Genomic DNA, 20,477 nt, shown 5'->3' on the forward strand with positions numbered 1-20,477 from the left:
ATGAATATCAGCGACATTATCGAAATATTCATTCTGGCGGCGATAATTTTTATCCCCTTTGGAATGTTCATCGGCCGCCGTTTGACACGGTGGAAACTGAGCTTCGAGGCGCGCTTTTTGTCCCCTCGCTACCTTAAACCGATCACCGCCAAAGAGGCCCGCCGCGCGGAGCAAGCCTTCGCCGCGGCTGATTCAGCGCCAGACTCATCGAATAGATCATCATGAATAACAACAAATTAAACACATCTCGCCTTCCCCTGTGGCAATCCTGGCGTGGTCTTGGGGCATGGAATTACTATTTTCTGCTGAAATTTATTCTGCTGTGGCAGGGTTATCTCAATTTCGACGCCATCGGCAACCTGATTTTTGCCGCCTGCCTGCTGTTCCCCCTGCCGTCTCTGCGCCTGCATCGCTGGCGACACTGGCTGGCCCTGCCTTTTGGTTTAGGGCTGTTTTATCACGACACCTGGCTACCGGGCTGGCGCACCATCGTCAGTCAGGGCGGCGACGTCAGCGGATTTAGCCTCGACTACCTGCTCGAGTTGACCGACCGCTTTATTAACTGGCAGTGGGTTGGCGTAGCCTTCGTGCTGCTGGTGGCTTATCTGTTTGTGGCGCAGTGGATCCGCATCACTACGCTAACCGTGGCGGTACTGGTCTGGCTGAATGTCAGCCTGTTGGTGCTACCGGGCTGGTCATCGCCCGAAGCGAAAGCCGTGGCGAACATTTCCACCCCAGTCAGCCAGCCGGTGGCTCAACCGCGCAGTGGCGAATCCCTGCCCAATACCGTCAGCGGGCCGCCAACTAATGAAAATCTGAATGCCTATTTAGAGCAGTTCTATCAGCGCGAGCGCACTCGTCAGACGCTATTCCCTGAAGCTCTGCCCGCCGACGCCCAGCCGTTTGATCTGTTAGTGATCAACATTTGTTCGCTGGCGTGGTCGGATCTGGATGCCGCCAATCTGGCGAATTCTCCGCTCTGGTCGCGCTTCGACATGGTGTTCAGCAATTTTAACTCCGCCACCTCCTACAGCGACCCGGCCTCGATTCGCCTGCTGCGCGCCAGCTGTGGCCAGACGTCGCACCACGATTTGTATCAAACCTCTGGCCAGAAATGTTACCTGTTTGACGATCTCGCGCGCCTGGGTTTTGGTTCCCAGTTGGCGATGGATCACACCGGTGAGTTTGGCAACTATATTAAAGACTTACGCAAAGATGCTGGGTTGCAGGCACCACTGATGTCGCAAGCCGGGCTGGGCCATAATCTGACCTCTTTCGACGGTTCGCCAATCTACAACGACGGTCAGTTATTCACCCGCTGGCTGGAGAATCAGCAGAAAGCCGGTAGTAATCGCACCGCGACTTTCTTCAACCTCGTGCCGCTACACGACGGCAACCGTTACGTTGGCACCAATAAACCGGCGGATTACCGCACCCGCGCCGAGACGCTGTTCGCTCAACTGAATACTTTTATGGATCAGCTGGAGAAGTCTGGCCGTAAAGTGATGCTGGTGGTGGTACCCGAGCACGGTGCGGCCTTAGCAGGAGATAAGATGCAGATCTCCGGCCTGCGCGATATCCCAAGCCCGAGCATCACCCACATTCCCGTCGGCGTGAAGTTCTTCGGTATGCAGTCCCCGCACCCAGCCACGCCGCTGAAAATCGATCAACCCAGTAGCTATCTGGCCCTCTCCGAGCTGGTCTCCCGCGCCGTGGACGGCAAGCTGTTCACCTCTCCCACCGTCGACTGGCCAACCCTCAGCGGCAACCTGCCTGAAACCCCAAGGGTGTCAGAAAACGAGAACGCCGTGGTCATGGAGTATCAAGGGAAGTTCTACATCCGGTTGAATGGCGGGAGCTGGGTTCCCTATCCACAGTGAGTAAGGGGCAGCCCTTTGAGCTGCTTTAAGGTCAAGGTCAAGGTCGTGGGCGTCGGCCCACACCGACCAAGGGAGGCGTAAACGCGCCTCCCTTGGAACCCTGCGTTTTTTCTTTTGTGAGATCGAGGCTGCGCAGGGTCGGAATGGACGTGTTCCAGCCGCCAAAATGATCGCCGCGAAGTGCCGCCGCTTAGGCGGTTCCCTCGCTGCGGGATTAGAACCCGCGAAAAAAGACTCGCGGTTTTCCACCTCTTGCTCGGCGTCACTTCTGAACGCGACCTACTGGCTTTTACACCGTGCCTTTTCAGGTTTTCTGTTTGTTATTGCCTTGCTCCTCCCTCTTGTCAGGGGGAGGAGCCGAATAGAACTTCACTGAAACGGCACGGTCGAAATGCCTCAAAACCGCAGTCAAAAATGGCGCTGAGCGAGAGGTTCGAGACCAAAGGCTCGAATCCCGTGGCGAAGGCACCGCCTAAGCGGCGACATTTTGCGGTGGATAACGGAAGTCCCTGAAACACGTCCGCCTCACGAGCGAAGCGCGCAGTAAAGAGCCTGGGAGTCTTGAGGGGCGCGGCGATAGGCGCCCCTTGAGGCCTGTGTGGCGGCAGCGCACGACCTTGACCTTAAAACGGTGTGGGCCGACGCCCACGACCTTGAAGTTGAATTTGAATTTAAAAGCGCGTTTGGGCCGCTGCCCAAGGCTAAAAAGCGACGCCGACTGTTTCCCCCAACAGTCATAAATCCGTCATCAATCCCCTTTAAGCTCCAGCGATACATTAAATCCCAAAGAGGATAGTTCCCATGACCACTCCAGACCTTGCGGCTCTGGGATCGCGCCCCTGCGCGTCTTCCTTGCCCGCAATCGCTGTTCATCAGGTTTGTTACCAATTTGGGGCAAATCGGGTACTCAATCACGTCAATCTCGAGGTGCCGAAAGGTACCATCATCGCCCTGCTCGGCCCTTCGGGCTGCGGGAAAAGTACGCTGCTGAAACTGTTAGCCGGACTGCTGCATCCGTCATCGGGTGAGATCCACTTTGGTGCCACTCGCGTGGCTGCCGGTCGCTTTAGCTTGCCGCCGGAAAAACGCTCGTTGGGCATGGCGTTTCAGGATTACGCGCTTTGGCCGCACATGAGCGTGATGCAGAACGTCGCGTTTCCCTTGCAGATGCGCGGCGTGCGCGGAGCGGAGCAAAAGCAGCGCGTGATGGCAACCCTCGAGCGCGTGGGGTTAGCGGATTTCGCCGCACGCCGCCCTGCTGAGCTTTCTGGCGGGCAGCAGCAGCGCGTGGCGCTGGCGCGGGCGATTGTCGCCGAGCCGCAAATCCTGCTGTTCGACGAACCTCTCTCCAACCTCGACCGTCACCTGCGCGAAACCCTGTGTGAAGAGATGGCGGTGCTCCTGCGTCAGCTGGGCACTACGGCGGTTTACGTCACCCATGACCCGCAAGAAGCCCAAGCTTTGGCGCACTGCGTGGCTCGCATGGAGCACGGCCAGATCGCGCGACTTGACCATATTGAACCTTCCCGCGTTGTTCCTTTTGCTCTTTAACCTCTGATGGATAACTGATGATGAAACGCACTCCTTTTATATCGAAAACAGGTTTGATCACTGCAATGACTCTTTCTCTCGCAATGGCGGGCAGCGCAAATGCCCTGACGCTCTACACCGCCGGGCCAGGCTCTCTGGCTAAAAAATTGGCCGCAGGTTATGAAAAGCAGACTGGCGTCAAAGTCGACGTATTTCAGGCCACCACCGGCAAAGTGATGGCACGCCTTGACGCCGAACAAGCCAATCCGCGCGCGGACATTCTGATTTCCGCCTCGTGGGATACCGCCGAAGACCTGCAAAAACGCGACTGGCTGCTGCCTTACCAAAGCCCTAACGCGGCGCAGGTTCCGGCGCAGTTCAAAACGCCTTATTACGTGGCTCAGGGCATTTCGGCGTTGGGGATTGTCTGGAATACCAAAAGCGGCACGCCGGAGCCAAAAGAGTGGGCTGATCTCGCCAAGCCTGAATTTAAAGATAAAGTCACCACGCCTGACCCGGCGCTGTCCGGGGCTTCGCTCGATTTGCTGATCGGGTTACAAAATGCCCAGCACGAGCAGGCATGGAAGCTTTTTGACCAGCTAAAAGCCAACGGCATGGTGATTGCCGGGCCTAATGCGCAGGCCCTGACGCCAGTGCTGCAAGGGGCGAAAGCCGCGGTATTCGGCGCGGTGGATTATGTGTCCTACAGCAGCGTGCAGGACGGTGAGGCGATTAAAGTGATTTTCCCATCTACCGGCACGGTGATCGCGCCGCGCCCGATGATGATCCTTAAGTCGAGCAAAGAGCAAAAAGAGGCCAAAGCCTTTATCGATTACGCCCTTTCGGAAGAAGGCCAGAAGCTGGTTGCCGAAGCCTGGCTGATGCCAGCGCGCACCGATATCGACGCCAAGCGCCCTCTGTTTAAGTCTTTGAAACTGCTGCCAGAAGAGGCTCAAGCCTCGGCATCGCGCAAAGAGGTTCTTGACCGATTTGCCGCTCTGTTTGGTCAACGCTGAGTCATCCATGTTCAGGGCCGCAAGCCGGCCCTGACGTTATCTTCCCTGTTTACACCAACAGACACTCTTCTGATGAATAAGACGCTCTTGTTACCCGCGCTCACCGGCGCTGCGCTGCTGCTTTTGGTGGGGCTGCCGGTTAGTTTTGTCGTATTGCAGGCTATCTTTCCACATCTCGACGGCGGTGCTTTTAGCGACGCTTTTGCCCCTTTTGGCCGACTTTTTAGTGATGCCCAGCTGCGGGAAATGGTCATTAGCACGCTGAAAGTCGGGCTTGGCGTGGCGCTGTGCAGCGCCATTATTGGCATTCCTCTCGGCGCGCTGCGCGGGTTATTCGCCTTGCCCGGCGCGGCGCTGTGGGACTTAGTGTTTCTGATCCCCTTCATGGTGCCGCCTTACATCGCCGCCCTATCGTGGATGCTGGCGTTGCAAACCAATGGCTATCTGGAACAGCTTCTGGCCGTGCGTCTCAATGCGTTTTTGTTCTCAGTGCCGGGAATGATTGCGGTGATGACCCTCAACATCTTCCCAGTGGTCTACTTCGCAGTGTCGCGCAGCATGGCCGCCAGTGGCAGCAGACTGGCCGACGTCGCGCGCATTCACGGCGCGGGGCCGTGGCGGGCATTTTTCCGCGTCACCCTGCCTTTAGCTCTACCCGCCATGGCCTCCAGCCTGCTGCTGGCCTTCACCCTGACGATTGAAGAGTATGGCGTGCCCGGCGCGTTGGGCGCACGCAGCGGCGTGAACCTGCTGACTACCGGCATTGAGCAGAAGCTGGCCGACTGGCCAGTGGACATGCCCGGTGCCGCCGTGCTGTCTTTGGTGCTGGTGTCTCTGGCGCTTTGCGCCTACTGCGTGCAGCGCGCGGTGCTGGCCGGGCGCAATGTGGAAACCCTGACCGGCAAACCGGCGGACGTGGTGGCGAAACCTCTGGGCGCGGCGAAATGGCCGGTGTTAGCCCTGTTCTCGCTGGTTGGCTTGGTCACGGTGGTAATGCCGCTGTGCTCTATGGCACTGACGGCATTCTCAAACACGCTGTCCGGCGGCATTTCGTGGCAAAACCTCTCACTTCGCCACTATGCGGCGCTGTTTGAAATTGACGGCGATGCGCTGGGCGCGCTCAGCACTAGCCTCGGCTTGGCCTTGGGCACGGCGCTGATCACCGGGGCCGTCGGCCTGTTGGCGTCGTGGCTGGTTGTGGTGCGCAAGACTCGCGGCTCGGCGGCAATTGACGGGTTATCTCTGCTCCCCGCCGCGCTGCCGGGCATTGTGGTGGGCGTCGGGCTAATACTGGCGTGGAACCGGACCTTCTGGCCGGTCACGCCTTACAACAGCTGGGCGATTTTGCTGCTGGCCTACTGCTGTCTGCTGCTGCCTTATCCGGTGCGCTACGCCAGCGCCGCCCTAAAGCAGATTGGTGGCAATCTCGACGCCGCGGCCCGGGTGCACGGCGCCAGCGCGGGTCAGGCGCTGTGGCGGATCCTACTGCCGCTGGTTCGCCCAAGCCTGCTGGCCGCCATGATGATGGTGTTCGCGGTGGCGTCGCGCGAGCTGGTCACTTCGCTGCTGCTGGCTCCCGCAGGTGTACAAACCGTGTCGGTATTTGTCTGGCGGCAGTTTGAGCAAGGTTCGGTTGGCGACGGCATGGCGATGGCGTCGATTGCCGTGCTGATAGGCGTCACGCTGATGCTGATCGCGGTGAAATTGCAGAATCGCAAGTTGGCGTGACCTGTAATAGCTATATCCCCGCCATTTTTGCGAGTTGTCTCGGCACCTTCACTTTAAGCACTCGCGCCAAAATCCTGACACTTTAGAATGCTCAAAAGGAGTGTTTTGCAGCCATACATGCTGTTTACACTCCTAATGCGACATTCATTCCAATAAAGGAAAGTAATCATAAATGGTGACTTTACTTATTGGTTAAAAACATCATAATTGATTACTCCAAGGATGGCGGAATGTATCAAGTCGCTTTAACCCGCAGTGCTCAAAAAGAGTTGGAGCAGTTACCCCCTTCAATGGTTGCCGCAATGCTTTTTGGTTTTACGCAACTGACAGAGTTTGGGCCTTTCTTGCAGGAGCCGCAGGTGAGGTATGTAGGAGAAGGCATTTGAGAGCTTCGGGTCACCAGCCTTGATGGGCAAGGTCGCGCTTTCTATTTTTTCATGGAAAGACGTCAGATTAACGTGGTGCATGTGCTGCACAAGAAAACACAAAAGACACCACGGCAATCATTGAAATTAGCCGTTCAGCGAATGAAGGCGATAAAACGGAGGTCATAGCATGGCGATTAAAAACGAGAACGATCTGTTGCCACTTCAGCAGGTCATGGATGAAGCACTAAAAAATCCGCAGGTTCGCGCGGCCTTCGACGCCATTGAAATTCGCCAAGCGATGCTGGCACAGCTCAAACAGGCCCGGCAGGCGCTCAACCTCACCCAAGAAGACATTGCGGAAAAAACCGGGATGAAAAAGCAAAACATCAGCCGCATGGAAAACGGCGTGGTCTCCCCCAACTTAGAAACCGTGGCCCGCTACGCCCAAGCCGTCGGCGGCATGTTTGTCTTTCAGCCTTTCAGTGAAAAGTGAGTTTTTGTCATTAACCCACTGATGCAGAACAGCACTCCCCTGAAAAGGCACGGTTGAAATGCCAGTAGGGCGCATTCAGAAGTGACGCCGAGCAAGAGGTGGAAAACCGCGAGTCTTTTTTCGCGGGTTGGAATCCCGCAGCGAGGGAACCGCCTAAGCGGCGGCACTTCGCGGCGATCATCGTGGCCGCTGGAATATGTCCATTCCGACCCTGCGAAGCCTCGATCTACCAGCAACAAAAAACGCAGGATTCCAAAGGGTTTCGTTTAAAACCCTTTGGGCCAGTTTGCGTGGCAGCGCAAGGTTTTGACCTTAAGGCCGGTGTGGCGTCAGCGCACGACCTTGACCTTAAAGGCCAGTTTGCGTGGCAACGCAAGGTTTTGACCTTAAGATGAAATTGAAAAGAAAGCGCCCAGAAGTCGCTCTACTTCAACAACACCTCATATTGCGGATTAAACTCATCAAATATCGGCAAAGCCGCCGCACCCAACGCGGCGGTGTCGGTGCCGGACATCCCCATTCTTAGCCGCATGCCGCGCGGATAGCGGCTTCTTACTGAGCTATAGAGCGGCGTCAGGCGTTTCATCAGCTTTTCGAGCAAGGGCTGTGGCACCATGCCGCCGATGATCACGCATTCGGCGTCGAACACGCATTCCATGATGTTAATGGCCTGACAGGCAGGCTCGACGGTGGTATCAAGCCAACGTTCGAAGGCGTCGTCATCTACATTGAGCAGATCTTCGGGCTTGGCGGACATCGGATCCAGCCCGCAGGCTTCATAGGCGGCTTGTAGAGAAAGATAACGCTCGAGACAGCCCTTGTTGCCGCAATAGCATTCTCGTCCACCGGGTTGCACCACCATGTGACCGACCTCGCCCGCATTGTGTGCATGGCCGGTGTAAATTCGCCCGTCCATAAAGATGCCGGCACCCAGCCCGGTGCCGATATAGAGGTAAATGAAGGAGGTGAGTTGCTTAGCGACGCCGTGAAAACGCTCGCCGATTGCCGCTACGGTGGCATCGTTTTCCAGCGTGACCGGCCAGCCGGTGCTGCTGCTCAGCCGCGCCTCGACGTCGACGTTATCCCAGCCGTGCAAAGTGGTTGGCCCTTCGGAAGAGATACCTTCGACGCCAAAAGGGCCCGGCATCACGATGCCGATGCCCAGCATTTTTCTCCAGTCGATTTTCACCTGTTGGCGCATTTCTTGCAGTATCTGCTCTATCAGGGCCAGCGTCGGTTCCGGCTGCGGTTTTTGCACCGCCAGCCAGTGGCGAAAACGCACGGTGCCGGTGAGATCAACCAGCACGATGAGCAATGACTGGTGATCAAGATGGATGCCGATGGAGTAGGCGCTGTCTGGATTGAGCGTCAACGGCGTGGCCGGTTGCCCTCTTCCTCCCACTTTACGCGGCAGATGGGATGAGAGCACGCCAGCTTGCTCAAGCTCGGTGGCAATGTTGGAGACGGTTTGCGGCGTTAAGGCCGTCATACGGGCAATTTCGGCGCGAGTGAGTTCACCATTAAGGCGAATCGCCTCGATAACTACGCGGCGATTGTGAGCACGAGCATGCTCAAGGTTAGTACCAGAAGTTGTCATAACTGCCTATGCACCAAGGGAAAGCTTGAAACCAGTATGCTGATAGATAATTGAGCAATCAAATTGATTTTATTAATCACCCTGCTCTGATCTAAGTGTTGAGAATGACGCCGCTATCACAGCTTTCAGTGTTATGAGCATGTTAAGTTTTTATTATAATTTTGCGTGATGATAATTCAAATACGGCATTATCTTCACGGTCATCTTTAAAACCACGTGTAGCAGCGATGGAAATTCGGCATGGATGCTGCCCCAAAAGGGGCAAGGGGCGGAACTTTTTTTTCGCCCATTAAAGCAATCAAATTGATTTAATTATCCACCCACCCATTACCGAGTTATTGGAGATGAAGATATGCGATTAACCCCTGCCGCCACCCTTTGCGCCCTATCCGCTTTAGCGTTCAGTTATTCCGCAAATGCGCTGGCTGAAACCCAGCTCAGCGCCCTGTTTATGACTCAGGCGGCCTATAGCGAAGCTGACATTCGCGCCATGACCGCCGACTTCACCAAGCAGCATCCTGATATCAAGGTCAATCTCGAATTCGTCCCTTACGAAGCCCTGCATGACAAAATCGTCGCCGCGCGCGGTGCCGGGGCCAATGGCTATGACGTGGTGCTGTTCGACGCCATCTGGCCTGCCGAATTCAACAAATACGGCCTGCTGCAAGATGTGACCTCACGCATCAGCGCTGACGAAAGCAGCAAAATCTTCGACGGCGCTATCTCCACCGTGACCTACAAAGACAAACGCTGGGGCATGCCGTGGATCCTCGACACTAAATATCTCTATTACAACAAAGCCATGCTGGCGAAGGCCGGGATCACTACCCCGCCAACCACCTGGGCCGAAGTGGAGAAGCAGTCTGAAATTCTGAAAGAGAAAGGCATCGTCAAGTTCCCACTGGTGTGGAGCTGGTCGCAGTCAGAAGCCTTGCTGTGTGACTACACCACGCTGGTCTCGGCGTTTAAAGGTGACTTCTATAAAGACGGCAAGCTGAATTTCAACAATTCGGGCGCGCTGAAAGCCGTCGACTTCATGAAAGAGACGCTGGATAAAGGTCTGACAAACCCGAACTCCCGCGAGTATCTGGAAGAAGACGTGCGTAAGTCCTTCTCCAACGGTGACGCGGCCTTCGCGCTGAACTGGACCTATATGTACAACATGGCGAATGACCCGAAACAGAGCAAAGTGGCGGGCCAGGTTGGGGTTATTCCGGCGCCGGGTACGGTGGCGGGTCAGGCGTCTGGCGTCAACGGATCCATGGGTTTAGGCATCGCCAAGGCCAGTACGCATCCGGATCAGGCATGGCAGTACATCACCTATATGACCTCCCAGCCGGTACAGGACAAATACGCCAAGCTGAGCCTGCCAATCTGGAAATCGTCTTATGATGACCCGGCCGTGCAGAAAGATCAGGAAGCGCTGATCGCCGCCGCGAAGACCTCACTCAACGTGATGCTTTCTCGCCCGGTCACCCCTGATTACTCTCGCCTGTCCAACATCTTGCAGCAGAACCTGCAAGGCGTGCTGCAAGGCAAAGTGAGCGCCAAAGATGGCATGACCACGGCGACCGAAGCCGCAGACCGTCTGCGTTAAGTTCCACTTTATTAGCGAAACCAATGCCCCACATAGCGATATGCGGGGCAAATCAACACCACGGAACTTAGAACATGCTTACTTTACCGCAAAGAGAGCGGCGTCAGGCCTGGCTGCTTCTGGCGCCTATGCTGCTGATGATGTTCCTACTCACGGCCTGGCCGCTGGCCCGCACGCTTTGGCTGAGCTTCACCGACGCCGGGCTGATTGGCGACGGCACGGCCCCCAACTGGGTGGGCAGCGACAACTTTATTTATGCCCTAACCGACCCGGATTTCCGCGCCGCGCTGTGGCGTACCCTCTATTTCACGCTGGTGTCGGTGCTGTTCGAAGGCATTATCGGCGTGCTGGTTGCTCTGCTGCTCAACCAACAGTTTTGGGGGCGCAGTGCCCTGCGGGTGCTGGTTATCCTGCCTTGGGCGCTGCCGACCATCGTTAACGCCACCATGTGGCGACTCAACTTCAACCCGGATTACGGCAGCATCAACGCCCTGCTGACCCAACTCGGCGTGCTGGATAGCTACCGTAGCTGGCTGGGCGACACCAGTTCAGCCCTGAACGCGGTGATGTTCGCCGATATTTGGAAGAACTACCCGCTGATCACCTTGCTGACGCTGGCAGCGCTGCAAACCATTCCCGAAGACCTGTTCGAAGCGGCGCGGTTGGACGGTGCTTCGCCATGGCGACGCTTTTGCAAAATCACCTTTCCGGCGATTGCGGCTCCGCTGGCGGTGGCGCTGGTTCTGCGCACCATCGACGCCTTTAAAGTGTTCGACATCATCTACGTGATGACCCGCGGCGGCCCGCTCGACAGCACCAAAACGGTGAGTTTCTTCGTCTATCAAGAGTCGTTTAGTTACCTGAGAGCCGGCAGCGGCGCGGCTTACGCCATTCTGATGACCCTGATTTGCGGGATTTTAATCTTGATTTACATGCTGATGTTATTACGCCAGCGCCGTTCAGGGAGCGTGGAATGAAATCGAAAATTCGTCTGGTTCTGCGTTACACCTTCGCCCTGCTGCTGGCCGTGTCGATTCTGGCTCCGCTGCTGTGGATGTTCTTGATGAGCGTCAGTTCGGCGGAAGATCTCACCCGCATTCCGCTGGAATGGCTGCCGCGCCACTGGAATTTTAGCCGCTACGTCAGCCTGCTGACCCTGCAAGCCGGGCAGCCGGGGGCGCTGTTCCTGCACGCGCTCGGCAACAGCCTGCTGGTTGCCTGCGGCGCGACCATTATTTCGCTGCTGCTGGCAATCCCGGCGGCGTACAGCTTCTCGCGCTATCCGGGGCGCAACGGCTGGCTGTTCGGCAGTCTGGCGATTTACATGGTGCCGCCGGTGGCTTTCGTGTTGCCGCTGTACTTCATTTTGCAAAAGCTCACCCTGCTCAACACCCATTTGGGGCTGGTGCTGGTTTATTGCTCGATGATTTTGCCCTTCCTGACGTGGATGCTGAAAAACCAGTTTGACGCCCTGCCGGTGGATATCGAACAGGCCTCGCGCCTCGACGGTTTGCGCTATTGGCAGGTGCTGCTGCGTATCACGTTGCCTCTGGCCAAGCCCGCGCTGGGCGCGTCGGCGATGTTTGGCTGGCTGCTGGCGTGGGATGAGTTCTTCTACGCGCTGCTGTTTACCAACAACATTGATGCCCAAACGCTCCCCGTGACTATTGCCGGTTTCACCGCCGGGCGCGCCACCGACGATGGCCTGATCGCCGCCGTCGGTATTCTGGCGGCTATTCCGCCTCTGTTTATTGCTCTGTGGCTGCAAAAAACGCTGGTTAGCGGCTTAACCAGCGGCGGCAGCAAGGGATGAATGTCAGCATGATGGGAAACCTCGACAACATGAATAAGCCAGAAACCCAGTCCACCCTGTACGTGGTGGGTAATCTGAACGTTGATTTGATCATGAGCACCCTGCACCAGTGGCCGCAAAAAGGCACTGAAACCATGCTGGAAACCAGCTCGATTCGCCCCGGCGGCTCGGCGGGAAACTGTGCATTAGCGCTGGCGGCGCTGGGGACCCCGCACCGTCTGGTGGCTAATCAGGGCAATGACCAGTTCACCGACTGGCTGGCCAGCCTGTTCCCGCAAAGCGCGCCGCACTGGCCGACCGTGGACTGTGAAACTTCGCTGACTTTTGGCGTAACCCACCCCGACCACGAACGCACCTTCTTTAGCAATCAGGGGCACATTGTCCGGTTGAATCTCGACGACGTGCTGCTGCAACTGCCTTCTCAGGCCCAACCCGGCGACTGGGTGTTGCTGTGCGGCACCTTCCTCTGCACCCGGCTGTTCGAGCAGTATCCGCAACTGCTGTCGGCCCTCAAGCAGCGCGGTTATCAGGTGGTAGTGGATAGCGGCTGGCCGCCGCAGGACTGGAGCGACGCCCTGCGCCAGCAAATCACTCCGTGGCTGGGCTATTGCGACGCGCTGCTGCTCAACGAAGTAGAAACACTGGGCATGTCTGCCCGCAATACCTTGGATGACGCCGCAGCCTACCTGCTGTCGCAGATGGCGGAAAACGCCTTTGTGGTCGCCAAATGTGGCCCTGACGGCGCGCGGCTATGGTCGGCCCATGGGCAGCTGCATCAGGCGGCGGATCCGGTGCAGGTGGTTGACACCATCGGCGCGGGCGACAGCTTCAACGCCGGATTCTTGTCGGCGCTGGTGTATGGCCAAGAGCCGCAGCAGGCGCTGCAATGGGGCGTGCGCGTGGCGGGAAGCGCCATCAGCAGTAACCCGCGTCAGTATCCAGATTGGCAGGTTTTACTTTCAGTTTCGGCAGAAAAAAATTCGGTGGAGAAATAATCGATGGCATTGGTTGAATTAGTAAAAGTTGCCAAAAACTATGGCAAGCAGCAGGTGTTAAAGCCGCTGGACCTGACCATCAAAGATGGCAGTTTCACTGTACTGGTCGGGCCGTCCGGCTGTGGTAAATCCACCCTTTTGCGCCTGTTGGCAGGACTTGAGTCGCTGTCCGACGGCGATATTTTGCTGGATAAGGTGAAGATCAACAATTTCGATCCCGCCGACCGCGATATCGCCATGGTGTTTCAGTCTTACGCGCTCTATCCGCATTTAACCGTCGCGGAGAATATGGCGTTTCACATGCAGGTGAAAAAGGTGCCGAAGGCCGAGCAGCAGGCCAAAGTGGCGCAGGCCGCCAAGGTACTGGGGATTGATCACCTGTTGCAGCGTCTGCCGAAAGATCTCTCCGGCGGCCAGCGCCAGCGCGTCGCCATGGGCCGCGCGCTGGTGCGCAATCCGAAGGTATTTCTGTTCGACGAGCCGTTATCCAACCTCGACGCCCAGCTGCGAATGGAGCTGCGCGCCGAAATCAAATCCGTGCATCAGCAATTCCGCACCACCACGGTGTATGTGACTCACGATCAGGTGGAAGCCATGACGCTGGCTGACAATATCGTGGTGATGAAAGATGGCTATATCGTGCAGCAAGGCTCGCCGCTGTCGATTTACGATCAGCCCGTCAACACCTTTGTGGCGCGGTTTATCGGTTCTCCGCCGATGAATCTTCTGGCCGGTTCTTTTATGAATATGAGTGGCACGCCGGGCGTGGCCTGCGGCCAGCTGTGGTTCCCTCTTCCCGAGAAGTGGTGGGCCCAGGCTCGTCATTCCGAAGGCCAGCCGGTGACGGTAGGTCTGCGGCCGCATGATGTGAAAATTGTCGAAAGCAGCCTGCAAACCCCGGCCGAGCTGCGCCTGTTAGAAGTCACCGGCGAGAGCAGCCTGCTGCACGTCACCTGGAGCGGCTTCCCGATGCACGTCCAGTGCGCGGGCCGCGCAACCGCCACCGCCGGTAAGCCAGTTTGGTTAGAAGCGAATAGCGCGAACATTCATCTGTTTGATGCCAAGTCTGGGATACGGCTGGAAAGTGAATGATTTAAGGTTCTAGCGGCTTCTCCCCTAAGAGGAGAAGGTTGGGATGAGGTAAGGGATTAAGGTGCGGCCTTGAGCCAAAGGCCGTCGTCGAAGCAATGTGGCGTAAGCCCGGGGCTGTCCACTTTGAGCTGAAAAATATCGCCAGCCAGCGGGTAACGCCGCAGCTCCTCTTGGCTCATGCCAAATCGGGCGCTGGTGATAAACAGCGTTTTGAGGTCTTCGCCGCCGAAACAGCAGCTGGTCGGGCGTGGAACCGGCAGCTCGACTTTGCGCAGCAGTTGGCCGCTGGCGCTGTAATAAAGCAGGCAGCCGCCGTTGAACTGGCAAACCCACAGATTGCCGTCTACGTCGAGGGCGATACCATCGGGTCTGCCAAGTTCAGCGGGCGTTTGGGCAAATACGCGCGATTGTAGCGGCTGGCCTTTGGATAGCGGCCACGGGGCCTGATAAATCGCCTGCGCGACGGAATCAACAAAGTAGATTGTGCCGCCATCGGCCGACCAGGCAATGCCGTTGGGAAGTCCCATTCCAGTAAGCAAATCGCACTTTTCCCCTTCAGCCCCGTAGCTGTGCAAACTGCCAGAACGGGCGGAGTGCTGTTCATCCATCAGTCCGGTAATGAATTGCCCTTCTGGGCTACAGGCCCCGTCATTATAGCGATAAGACGGGTTGACGCTGGCCTCGGCGCTGCGTACCACCACCCGTCTGGCGGGAAGTTCGAGCATGGCGACTTGGGCATCTTCGGTGAAAATCAGGTTTCCGGCCCTTGTCAGCGCCAGTGCCCCCACTCGCCGGGCTGAGCGATAAAACTCTTGCGGCGCATCGCCCGGCTGAATGGCGAAAATCGAACCGGCGGTAATGTCGATATAAAACAGCGTTTGCCGTGCGGCATCCCATACCGGGCTTTCCCCCAGAGTGGCCTGAACCCCGGCAAAATGGCGAGCTGACTGGGTAACGTCCATTTTACTGCTCCCTTATCTGCGGCCAACGTTCGGCAAAGTCTTCGGCGTTATTCACGGCGATGCGCGCCAAATCCCGCGGGTAATCCACCCCTTTATTCTCGAGAAAACGCGTGGCGGTGAACTGGCCGTTGCTGGCGCGCAGGATATATCCGCTGTCGCGACACTCAGCCGACGCCAGATAGAGCACGCCCGGCACCACGGACTCGGGGGTGAGATCTGTCGGCGCGCCCTGCACGCCCCACATGCGCGTTTTTGCTACCGGAGACACCGCGTTGATGAGAATGCCCTGCGGTTTGCCCTCCAACGCCAGCGCGTTCATGATGCCAATCTGTGCCATTTTGCCTGCCGCATAGCCCGCCAGCCCGACCTGCGCATAGTCGGCGAACATCGCCCTGTCCGAGGTGGTGAGCACCACGCGAGGACAGGCGGATTTTTTCAGGTGCGGCCAGCCGTATTTGCACAACCACAGCGGCGCATAAACATTGATGCCCAGTGCGCGCTGTAGGAATGCGCCGTCCGTCTGCTCAATGGGCTGATAGTCCACCCATCCGGCGTTATGGATAAGGATATCGACGCTGCCAAACTCACTGACCGCCCTCTCAATCAGCGATTTACAAGCCGCCTCCTGCGCATAGTCCCCCTGATGCGCCCGCGCCTGATAGCCCCGCCGCTGAAGAGCCTGCGCCGCCTGTTGTACCACACTTTCGTCGCTGCCCTGGCCCGAATTGTCGGCCCCCGCGTCCCCTAACACCACCCGCGCCCCGCGTTCTGCCAGTGCCGTGGCGTAAGCCAGCCCTAATCCGCGCGCCCCGCCGGTGATCACGGCCACTCTGTTGGTGAAATCCATCCTGATACTCCCTGAGTTAAGTGTTGAAACCCAAGCCTAGCGAGTTGGTGAACAAAAGTTGAATACCGATGGCCCGCGACATTGATACAAAATTAATATCAAGTGATGGGTTACACTTACTCATGATGTATCTGCGCAATGTGCTGTCCGAGAGTAAAAATGATTGAAACCCGAGTGTTGAAGCAGTTCGTCACGGTGGCGGAAACTCTGAACTTCCACCGCGCCGCTGAGTTGCTGCATATGTCGCAGCCGCCGTTGAGCGTGGCCGTGCGGCAGTTGGAGGAGAAGCTGGGCGTCAGGCTGTTGATTCGCGATCGCGGCGGTGTGGCGCTGACCCCGGCGGGAACGGCCTTTTTGCACAGCGCGCGCGGCCTGCTGCAATCCCTCGACGCGCAGGTGAACCACGTGCGCAATGTGGCTCAGGGGCTGGCGGGAAAGCTGACCATTAGCTCGGTGTCTCTCGCGGCCTACCCCCAGTTGCTCAACGCCCTGCGGCAGTTCAGGCAAGACTATCCGCAGGTTGAGCTGGTGATTAAAGAGATGCCGTCGACGATGCAAATTCAGGCAGTGCAACAGGGCGAGAGTGACTTAGCCTTTATCCGCCAGCCCGCCGTGCAGTTGCGCCACGGCCTGCTGACGCCCTTTCTGAGCGAAAAGATTGTCGTCGCCCTGCCTGCCGAGCATCCATTGGCGACGCAGCGGGAGATTGATCTCGCCGCGCTGGCCGAGGAAGCCTTTGTCTTCACCCCGCCGCAGCTCGGCGAAGGCTACTACCAGCAGCTGATTCAGTTGTGTCAAAGCGCCGGTTTTTACCCGCGCATTGTGCAGCATGCCGCACAAATCAGCACCCTGATTGCGCTGGTTTCCTGCGGATTTGGGTTGGCGCTGGTACCTGAATCGGTAAGGGGGATTACCTTGAATGATAAAGTGCGGTTCTTGCCACTCAGTGAACCTACGCCGCAGGCCGAAGTCCCGCTGTTTATGCTACAGGCCGACACTCAGCCGGTTGCTGCGACGCTAGCGAATTTTCTGGCTTTGCTCGATACGCCTTAACTCATTCGGAATTTATTATATTTCTGTTTTATTTTATCAAATTAGCTATCCATGATAAGGATAGCTAAAGTTAATTCTGGCTTTGTCCTTAGTTCAAAGATCGGCCAGAGCCTGGCGCAAATTCACCTCACTCGACGAACTCTCTTCCAGCGCCAGCTGCTGCTCCAGCTCATCCAGATGCTCAATCATCACGGCGGCGGCCTGTTCGTTATCCCCCGCTTCCAGCGCGGTGATAATCGCCTGATGCTCGTCTGACTGGCAGGAAGGCACGTCGTTACGCTGGTAGAGCGCGACAATCAGCGAGCTGCGCACCATCAGATTATTGAGGATTTCGCTCAGCACTTCATTGCCACAAATCTCGCCTAGCATCAGGTGGAATTCGCTGAGTTCGCGCACGATGGCGCGGCGATCGCTAGAGTTAGTCGCTTCGCGCTCGCCCTTTAAGTGGCTGGCGATGCGGTGGCGATGGCGGCGCATCAAGTCAGGGGTAATGGTTTCGACAATGGCGCGTTCAATGGCGCGGCGGGCGGTGAACACTTCTCGCGCCTCTTTGGCGGTCGGCTGGGCCACCATGGCGCCACGATTGGGTTCAATCGTGACTATACGCTGCATCGCCAGACGCTGTAGCGCCACCTGGACGTGGTTACGGTTGGCATTCAGTGCCTCGACGATCTGCGCTTCTATCAGGCGAGCGCCGGGGCGCAATCGGTGTTGAGCAATGGCTTTCGAAAGGACGTCGACAATACGCTGGACTTCCAGCTGTTTTGCGGTAGTAGGTTGATTGCTCATTAAAACCGGATGCCTCGTGTTCTATGACTGACTGTGATCGCATGGTGCGGGTGAAAACCCAATACTCGCCGTAAAAAGGCACATATTGTCACCTCAGTTTATCATTGCAGCACGGTTTGCCCAGCAGATAATAGTTCTCATCCGTATCCTTTTCAGACTTTTCGTCGCGCCCGTAGCGAGGAGAAGATTCATTGAACAGAAACGGGAAAACTATAAATGAACCAAGTCATTTTACGGCATGTCGTCAACTTTTTACTGCTCAGTGCAGGGGCTTTTCTGGTGGTCGGGGTGATCTATCTCGACGTGGCAATTTTCAAGAATCAACTGGGCGAAATTTCCGCCACGGAAATCTTGCAGGAAGCGGCGCTGCTGAGTACTTCCGCCCTGTTCTTCTTACAGGCTAAACGCCACCCCGCGCTGCGCGGCGGAATGGTGCTTATTGGCGGATTCTTCGGCTGTATGTTTATTCGCGAACTGGACGCGCTGTTTGACCTGATCCACTTAGGGGCCTGGGTCTATTTCGCCAGTCTGCTCGCCGTGTACTGTATGATTTGGGCGGCCATTACGCCAAAGACCAGCGTCCGCGGGCTGTCGGCGTTTCTCGCCCATCCGGCCTGTCACTATATTGTCTGCGGTCTGGTGCTGATTCTGGTGTTCTCACGGCTGTTCGGCATGAATGAAGTGTGGCGAGCGGTGATGCAGGATGACTATGTCCGCACGGTGAAAAACATCGTCGAGGAAGGAACAGAGTTTATGGGTTACGTGCTGTGTCTCGGCGCGGCCATCGCCTTCTTCCGCCGTCAGGAACCGTTGAAAACCTTAAGCGCCAACGCCTAGAACAGTGGGCTATTTCTCACATAAGCCACTGAGTTTGCTGTAATACCCCCTCCCAGCCTCCCCCTTAACAGGGGGAGGAGCGAAAAACCGTTTACTCGCCAATTCACTTCAAACGCTTTGTTAATCATTAAGCATCACTGAATAACAAATGATAATGGTTATCATTTTAGCATGAGCTAGGTGCTGCTAATTTATTGGCAAGGGGTTAATACGGTTGAATTAATGAGGGGGTTCTTGATATGGCTAATAACCGTTTCGGCAAAGATTTTTTTAAAAAAGCATTCGGTGATGCCTTTTATATTTTTTCAATCCCTTGCGTTGTTAACTATTTAACTACCAGCATTGACAATAACAATTATTACTTTTTATGGCTTATTTCTCTTTCTTTAGTTGTGGGCTTTGTCATCTCTTATTTTAAAATAAACATAGGGAATGATAAAAATTAGACCTTAAGCCAATGAAGTATGCTCCCTCTCCTTTTTAAGGAGAGGGCTGGGGTGAGGTTTGTTCCATAATACAAAGAGTTAAACCACTCCTCATTCCAACCTTCTCCTCAGAGAGGAGAAGGCGTTAACCAAAAATTACTGACTCACCGCATCCCTAATTGGCGTTTCACCGCCGCGTAACTCCCACTGTTTGCCGATTGAACTTGGTGCCTGTAAGACGGCGGCGACCACCAATGCCACGTCTTCGCGGGTCACTTCACCGCGCCCGGCGTCTGGGGAGAGTGTGACCAGCCCAGTGGCCGGATCGTCAGTCAGCGGGCCAGGACGAATAATAGTCCAGTCGAGGCCGGTTTTTTTCAGCTCGATATCCGCGTCGCGTTTGGCTTCTATATAAGCTTTCCAAACCGGATCGGTGTCTGGCTTGATTGGGTTATCGACGCCAATCGCTGAGATTTGCACATAGCGGCGAACGCCTGCCAGATTGGCCGCCTCGGCCAGCAGTACCGACCCGGCGAAATCTACGGTGCGCTTACGCTCGGCGGAAGAGCCCCCGCCTGCGCCTGCCGCGAAGACCACCGCGTCAACATCTGCGCCCTGTAGGCAAGTTGCCAGCTGATCGGCGGTGGCGTTTTCAATATCTAACAGCACGGCTTCGGCACCCAGCTTCTTCATGGTGGGAACCTGCTCTTCTTTGCGAACGATACCTATAGCGCCCAGCCCTTGTGCGACCAGATGTTTGATAAGTAGCTGGCCAATTTGACCGTGTGCTCCGACTATTGCGACCTTGGTCATAAATACTCCCTTGGTGGTTTGCGTCATGTTTCACATGGAACATTAACTGTAGCACATAGACTTTTCACTGCGGGCTGGCTCCACGCCGAGGGGCCTTTCGTGCTATTCTCATGCACATTGTTATCCCATGACCTTTTGCCGAGAAGCTCCCGTGACCCGCTCAAACAGCCCTGAATCTCGCTCCCCAGCACTGCGTTTTTTACCTGAAACCATGCACGTCGGCCGCCAATTGCGCACTTACTGTGACGCGCGGTTTAAGACGATTGGGCTGACGCTGGCGCGTGGTCAGGTGTTGCTGCATCTCGAGGCCGCACAGGGGCGACTGCCGCAATCTGAGTTAACCACCCTGCTGGACGTCGAGCATCCCACGGCCATTCGCCTGATCGACAGCCTGCAGGCCCTAGGCTATCTACAGCGCAGTCCGGGCGAGCTGGATCGCCGCTCAAAAGACGTGGTGCTGACCGAAGCGGGCACCGCCCTCGCCAATGAAGTCCGCGTTATGACTGATGAAATCATCATGAACGTGATGCAGGAGATCCCCGAGGAAGAGGTGTCCGTGGCGCGCAAAGTGATGGCCAGCATTAGCGCCAAGCTGGCGGCTATGTAGTCAGCTTTGACAGCTTGCGGTTATCTGACAGTTTG

21 protein-coding genes and 1 pseudogene are annotated in these 20,477 nt (G+C 56.5%); 17 read left to right on the top strand and 5 right to left on the bottom strand.

The features are described 5' to 3' along the window. The 8 genes and pseudogenes from bcsF (at nt 1) to ACT3RR_RS10440 (ending at nt 7,015) form a co-directional block, all read left to right on the top strand. Nucleotides 1-225, top strand: a complete 225-nt coding sequence (bcsF, locus tag ACT3RR_RS10405; protein WP_485900493.1) for a cellulose biosynthesis protein BcsF — start codon at nt 1-3, stop codon at nt 223-225. Continuing rightward, nucleotides 222-1,880 (top strand): cellulose biosynthesis protein BcsG, encoded by a 1,659-nt coding sequence (gene bcsG / locus ACT3RR_RS10410; RefSeq protein WP_496200258.1) that lies wholly within the window; start codon nt 222-224, stop codon nt 1,878-1,880. The genes bcsF and bcsG overlap by 4 nt, the downstream gene beginning before the upstream one ends. Nucleotides 1,881-2,681: 801 nt before the next feature. Continuing rightward, on the top strand, nt 2,682-3,431 hold the full coding sequence (locus ACT3RR_RS10415) for an ABC transporter ATP-binding protein (protein WP_353502045.1): 750 nt from the start codon (nt 2,682-2,684) through the stop codon (nt 3,429-3,431). 20 nt (nt 3,432-3,451) lie between these two features. After that, the gene (locus tag ACT3RR_RS10420) at nt 3,452-4,426 is read left to right on the top strand and encodes an ABC transporter substrate-binding protein (RefSeq protein WP_353503970.1); all 975 of its coding nucleotides are present in this window, start codon (nt 3,452-3,454) and stop codon (nt 4,424-4,426) included. A gap of 72 nt (nt 4,427-4,498) precedes the next feature. Beyond that, a complete protein-coding gene (locus ACT3RR_RS10425) occupies nt 4,499-6,154 on the top strand; it encodes an ABC transporter permease (RefSeq protein ID WP_496200259.1) in 1,656 nt (551 codons plus the stop codon). Between the two features lie 230 nt (nt 6,155-6,384). Next, the gene (locus tag ACT3RR_RS10430; protein ID WP_353502043.1) at nt 6,385-6,540 is read left to right on the top strand and encodes a hypothetical protein; all 156 of its coding nucleotides are present in this window, start codon (nt 6,385-6,387) and stop codon (nt 6,538-6,540) included. Nucleotides 6,541-6,552: 12 nt separating this feature from the next. Next, a pseudogene (locus ACT3RR_RS10435) lies at nt 6,553-6,708 on the top strand (type II toxin-antitoxin system RelE/ParE family toxin); the annotation flags it as partial. A gap of 1 nt (nt 6,709) precedes the next feature. Continuing rightward, nucleotides 6,710-7,015: a helix-turn-helix domain-containing protein gene (locus ACT3RR_RS10440; protein ID WP_353502042.1), complete on the top strand. Its 306-nt coding sequence runs from the start codon at nt 6,710-6,712 to the stop codon at nt 7,013-7,015. A gap of 424 nt (nt 7,016-7,439) precedes the next feature. Here ACT3RR_RS10440 and ACT3RR_RS10445 read toward each other — a convergent pair whose 3' ends face one another. Beyond that, complete coding sequence (locus ACT3RR_RS10445) at nt 7,440-8,612, bottom strand: ROK family transcriptional regulator (RefSeq protein WP_496200260.1); 1,173 nt, start codon at nt 8,610-8,612, stop codon at nt 7,440-7,442. A gap of 352 nt (nt 8,613-8,964) precedes the next feature. On the opposite strand from ACT3RR_RS10445, the gene ACT3RR_RS10450 reads away from it, so the two are divergent. From ACT3RR_RS10450 to ACT3RR_RS10470, 5 genes are all read left to right on the top strand, one after another. Beyond that, the gene (locus ACT3RR_RS10450) at nt 8,965-10,209 is read left to right on the top strand and encodes an extracellular solute-binding protein (protein ID WP_154147722.1); all 1,245 of its coding nucleotides are present in this window, start codon (nt 8,965-8,967) and stop codon (nt 10,207-10,209) included. A gap of 74 nt (nt 10,210-10,283) precedes the next feature. Continuing rightward, on the top strand, nt 10,284-11,186 hold the full coding sequence (locus tag ACT3RR_RS10455; RefSeq protein ID WP_353502039.1) for a carbohydrate ABC transporter permease: 903 nt from the start codon (nt 10,284-10,286) through the stop codon (nt 11,184-11,186). Next, a complete protein-coding gene (locus tag ACT3RR_RS10460; RefSeq protein WP_496200261.1) occupies nt 11,183-12,022 on the top strand; it encodes a carbohydrate ABC transporter permease in 840 nt (279 codons plus the stop codon). Before ACT3RR_RS10455 ends, ACT3RR_RS10460 begins: the two co-directional genes overlap by 4 nt. 29 nt (nt 12,023-12,051) lie before the next feature. Further along, the gene (locus tag ACT3RR_RS10465; protein ID WP_496200363.1) at nt 12,052-13,017 is read left to right on the top strand and encodes a carbohydrate kinase family protein; all 966 of its coding nucleotides are present in this window, start codon (nt 12,052-12,054) and stop codon (nt 13,015-13,017) included. A gap of 3 nt (nt 13,018-13,020) precedes the next feature. Next, nucleotides 13,021-14,109, top strand: a complete 1,089-nt coding sequence (locus ACT3RR_RS10470; protein WP_496200262.1) for an ABC transporter ATP-binding protein — start codon at nt 13,021-13,023, stop codon at nt 14,107-14,109. Nucleotides 14,110-14,165: 56 nt separating this feature from the next. Here ACT3RR_RS10470 and ACT3RR_RS10475 read toward each other — a convergent pair whose 3' ends face one another. Together ACT3RR_RS10475 and ACT3RR_RS10480 are read right to left on the bottom strand one after the other, a co-directional pair. Continuing rightward, a complete protein-coding gene (locus tag ACT3RR_RS10475) occupies nt 14,166-15,071 on the bottom strand; it encodes an SMP-30/gluconolactonase/LRE family protein (protein ID WP_496200263.1) in 906 nt (301 codons plus the stop codon). A gap of 1 nt (nt 15,072) precedes the next feature. Next, on the bottom strand, nt 15,073-15,918 hold the full coding sequence (locus ACT3RR_RS10480) for an SDR family NAD(P)-dependent oxidoreductase (RefSeq protein WP_496200264.1): 846 nt from the start codon (nt 15,916-15,918) through the stop codon (nt 15,073-15,075). A 159-nt stretch (nt 15,919-16,077) separates the two neighbouring features. Between ACT3RR_RS10480 and ACT3RR_RS10485 the strand changes: the two genes are divergently transcribed. After that, a complete protein-coding gene (locus ACT3RR_RS10485; protein WP_496200265.1) occupies nt 16,078-16,971 on the top strand; it encodes a LysR substrate-binding domain-containing protein in 894 nt (297 codons plus the stop codon). A 93-nt stretch (nt 16,972-17,064) separates the two neighbouring features. Here ACT3RR_RS10485 and ACT3RR_RS10490 read toward each other — a convergent pair whose 3' ends face one another. Next, nucleotides 17,065-17,760 carry a GntR family transcriptional regulator gene (locus ACT3RR_RS10490; protein ID WP_353502032.1) on the bottom strand — a complete coding sequence of 232 codons (696 nt, stop codon included), beginning with the start codon at nt 17,758-17,760 and terminating at the stop codon, nt 17,065-17,067. Nucleotides 17,761-17,976: 216 nt separating this feature from the next. Here ACT3RR_RS10490 and ACT3RR_RS10495 point away from each other — a divergent pair, with 216 nt between their 5' ends. Next, nucleotides 17,977-18,597, top strand: a complete 621-nt coding sequence (locus ACT3RR_RS10495) for a hypothetical protein (protein WP_496200266.1) — start codon at nt 17,977-17,979, stop codon at nt 18,595-18,597. Nucleotides 18,598-18,836: 239 nt separating this feature from the next. Beyond that, nucleotides 18,837-19,043 (top strand): hypothetical protein, encoded by a 207-nt coding sequence (locus ACT3RR_RS10500; RefSeq protein ID WP_496200267.1) that lies wholly within the window; start codon nt 18,837-18,839, stop codon nt 19,041-19,043. A gap of 135 nt (nt 19,044-19,178) precedes the next feature. Here the strand turns inward: ACT3RR_RS10500 and ACT3RR_RS10505 are convergent, their stop codons facing one another. After that, the gene (locus tag ACT3RR_RS10505) at nt 19,179-19,835 is read right to left on the bottom strand and encodes an SDR family oxidoreductase (RefSeq protein WP_353502029.1); all 657 of its coding nucleotides are present in this window, start codon (nt 19,833-19,835) and stop codon (nt 19,179-19,181) included. A 151-nt stretch (nt 19,836-19,986) separates the two neighbouring features. Between ACT3RR_RS10505 and ACT3RR_RS10510 the strand changes: the two genes are divergently transcribed. After that, on the top strand, nt 19,987-20,442 hold the full coding sequence (locus ACT3RR_RS10510; protein WP_353502028.1) for a MarR family winged helix-turn-helix transcriptional regulator: 456 nt from the start codon (nt 19,987-19,989) through the stop codon (nt 20,440-20,442). Nucleotides 20,443-20,477 lie beyond the last annotated feature (35 nt).

The organism is Ewingella sp. AOP8-B2-18 (assembly GCF_052376015.1).
Classification (GTDB): Bacteria; Pseudomonadota; Gammaproteobacteria; order Enterobacterales; family Enterobacteriaceae; genus Ewingella; species Ewingella allii.

Bases quoted from the DNA above. Each gene is read 5' to 3' on its own strand.
- ACT3RR_RS10505 (WP_353502029.1), bottom strand. From the start codon at position 19,835: ATGACCAAGGTCGCAATAGTCGGAGCACACGGTCAAATTGGCCAGCTA.
- ACT3RR_RS10465 (WP_496200363.1), top strand. From the start codon at position 12,052: ATGAATAAGCCAGAAACCCAGTCCACCCTGTACGTGGTGGGTAATCTG.
- ACT3RR_RS10440 (WP_353502042.1), top strand. From the start codon at position 6,710: ATGGCGATTAAAAACGAGAACGATCTGTTGCCACTTCAGCAGGTCATG.
- ACT3RR_RS10425 (WP_496200259.1), top strand. From the start codon at position 4,499: ATGAATAAGACGCTCTTGTTACCCGCGCTCACCGGCGCTGCGCTGCTG.
- ACT3RR_RS10500 (WP_496200267.1), top strand. From the start codon at position 18,837: ATGGCTAATAACCGTTTCGGCAAAGATTTTTTTAAAAAAGCATTCGGT.
- ACT3RR_RS10495 (WP_496200266.1), top strand. From the start codon at position 17,977: ATGAACCAAGTCATTTTACGGCATGTCGTCAACTTTTTACTGCTCAGT.
- ACT3RR_RS10470 (WP_496200262.1), top strand. From the start codon at position 13,021: ATGGCATTGGTTGAATTAGTAAAAGTTGCCAAAAACTATGGCAAGCAG.
- ACT3RR_RS10485 (WP_496200265.1), top strand. From the start codon at position 16,078: ATGATTGAAACCCGAGTGTTGAAGCAGTTCGTCACGGTGGCGGAAACT.
- ACT3RR_RS10475 (WP_496200263.1), bottom strand. From the start codon at position 15,071: ATGGACGTTACCCAGTCAGCTCGCCATTTTGCCGGGGTTCAGGCCACT.
- ACT3RR_RS10480 (WP_496200264.1), bottom strand. From the start codon at position 15,918: ATGGATTTCACCAACAGAGTGGCCGTGATCACCGGCGGGGCGCGCGGA.
- bcsG (WP_496200258.1), top strand. From the start codon at position 222: ATGAATAACAACAAATTAAACACATCTCGCCTTCCCCTGTGGCAATCC.
- ACT3RR_RS10445 (WP_496200260.1), bottom strand. From the start codon at position 8,612: ATGACAACTTCTGGTACTAACCTTGAGCATGCTCGTGCTCACAATCGC.
- bcsF (WP_485900493.1), top strand. From the start codon at position 1: ATGAATATCAGCGACATTATCGAAATATTCATTCTGGCGGCGATAATT.
- ACT3RR_RS10460 (WP_496200261.1), top strand. From the start codon at position 11,183: ATGAAATCGAAAATTCGTCTGGTTCTGCGTTACACCTTCGCCCTGCTG.
- ACT3RR_RS10430 (WP_353502043.1), top strand. From the start codon at position 6,385: ATGTATCAAGTCGCTTTAACCCGCAGTGCTCAAAAAGAGTTGGAGCAG.
- ACT3RR_RS10420 (WP_353503970.1), top strand. From the start codon at position 3,452: ATGAAACGCACTCCTTTTATATCGAAAACAGGTTTGATCACTGCAATG.
- ACT3RR_RS10415 (WP_353502045.1), top strand. From the start codon at position 2,682: ATGACCACTCCAGACCTTGCGGCTCTGGGATCGCGCCCCTGCGCGTCT.
- ACT3RR_RS10455 (WP_353502039.1), top strand. From the start codon at position 10,284: ATGCTTACTTTACCGCAAAGAGAGCGGCGTCAGGCCTGGCTGCTTCTG.
- ACT3RR_RS10450 (WP_154147722.1), top strand. From the start codon at position 8,965: ATGCGATTAACCCCTGCCGCCACCCTTTGCGCCCTATCCGCTTTAGCG.
- ACT3RR_RS10490 (WP_353502032.1), bottom strand. From the start codon at position 17,760: ATGAGCAATCAACCTACTACCGCAAAACAGCTGGAAGTCCAGCGTATT.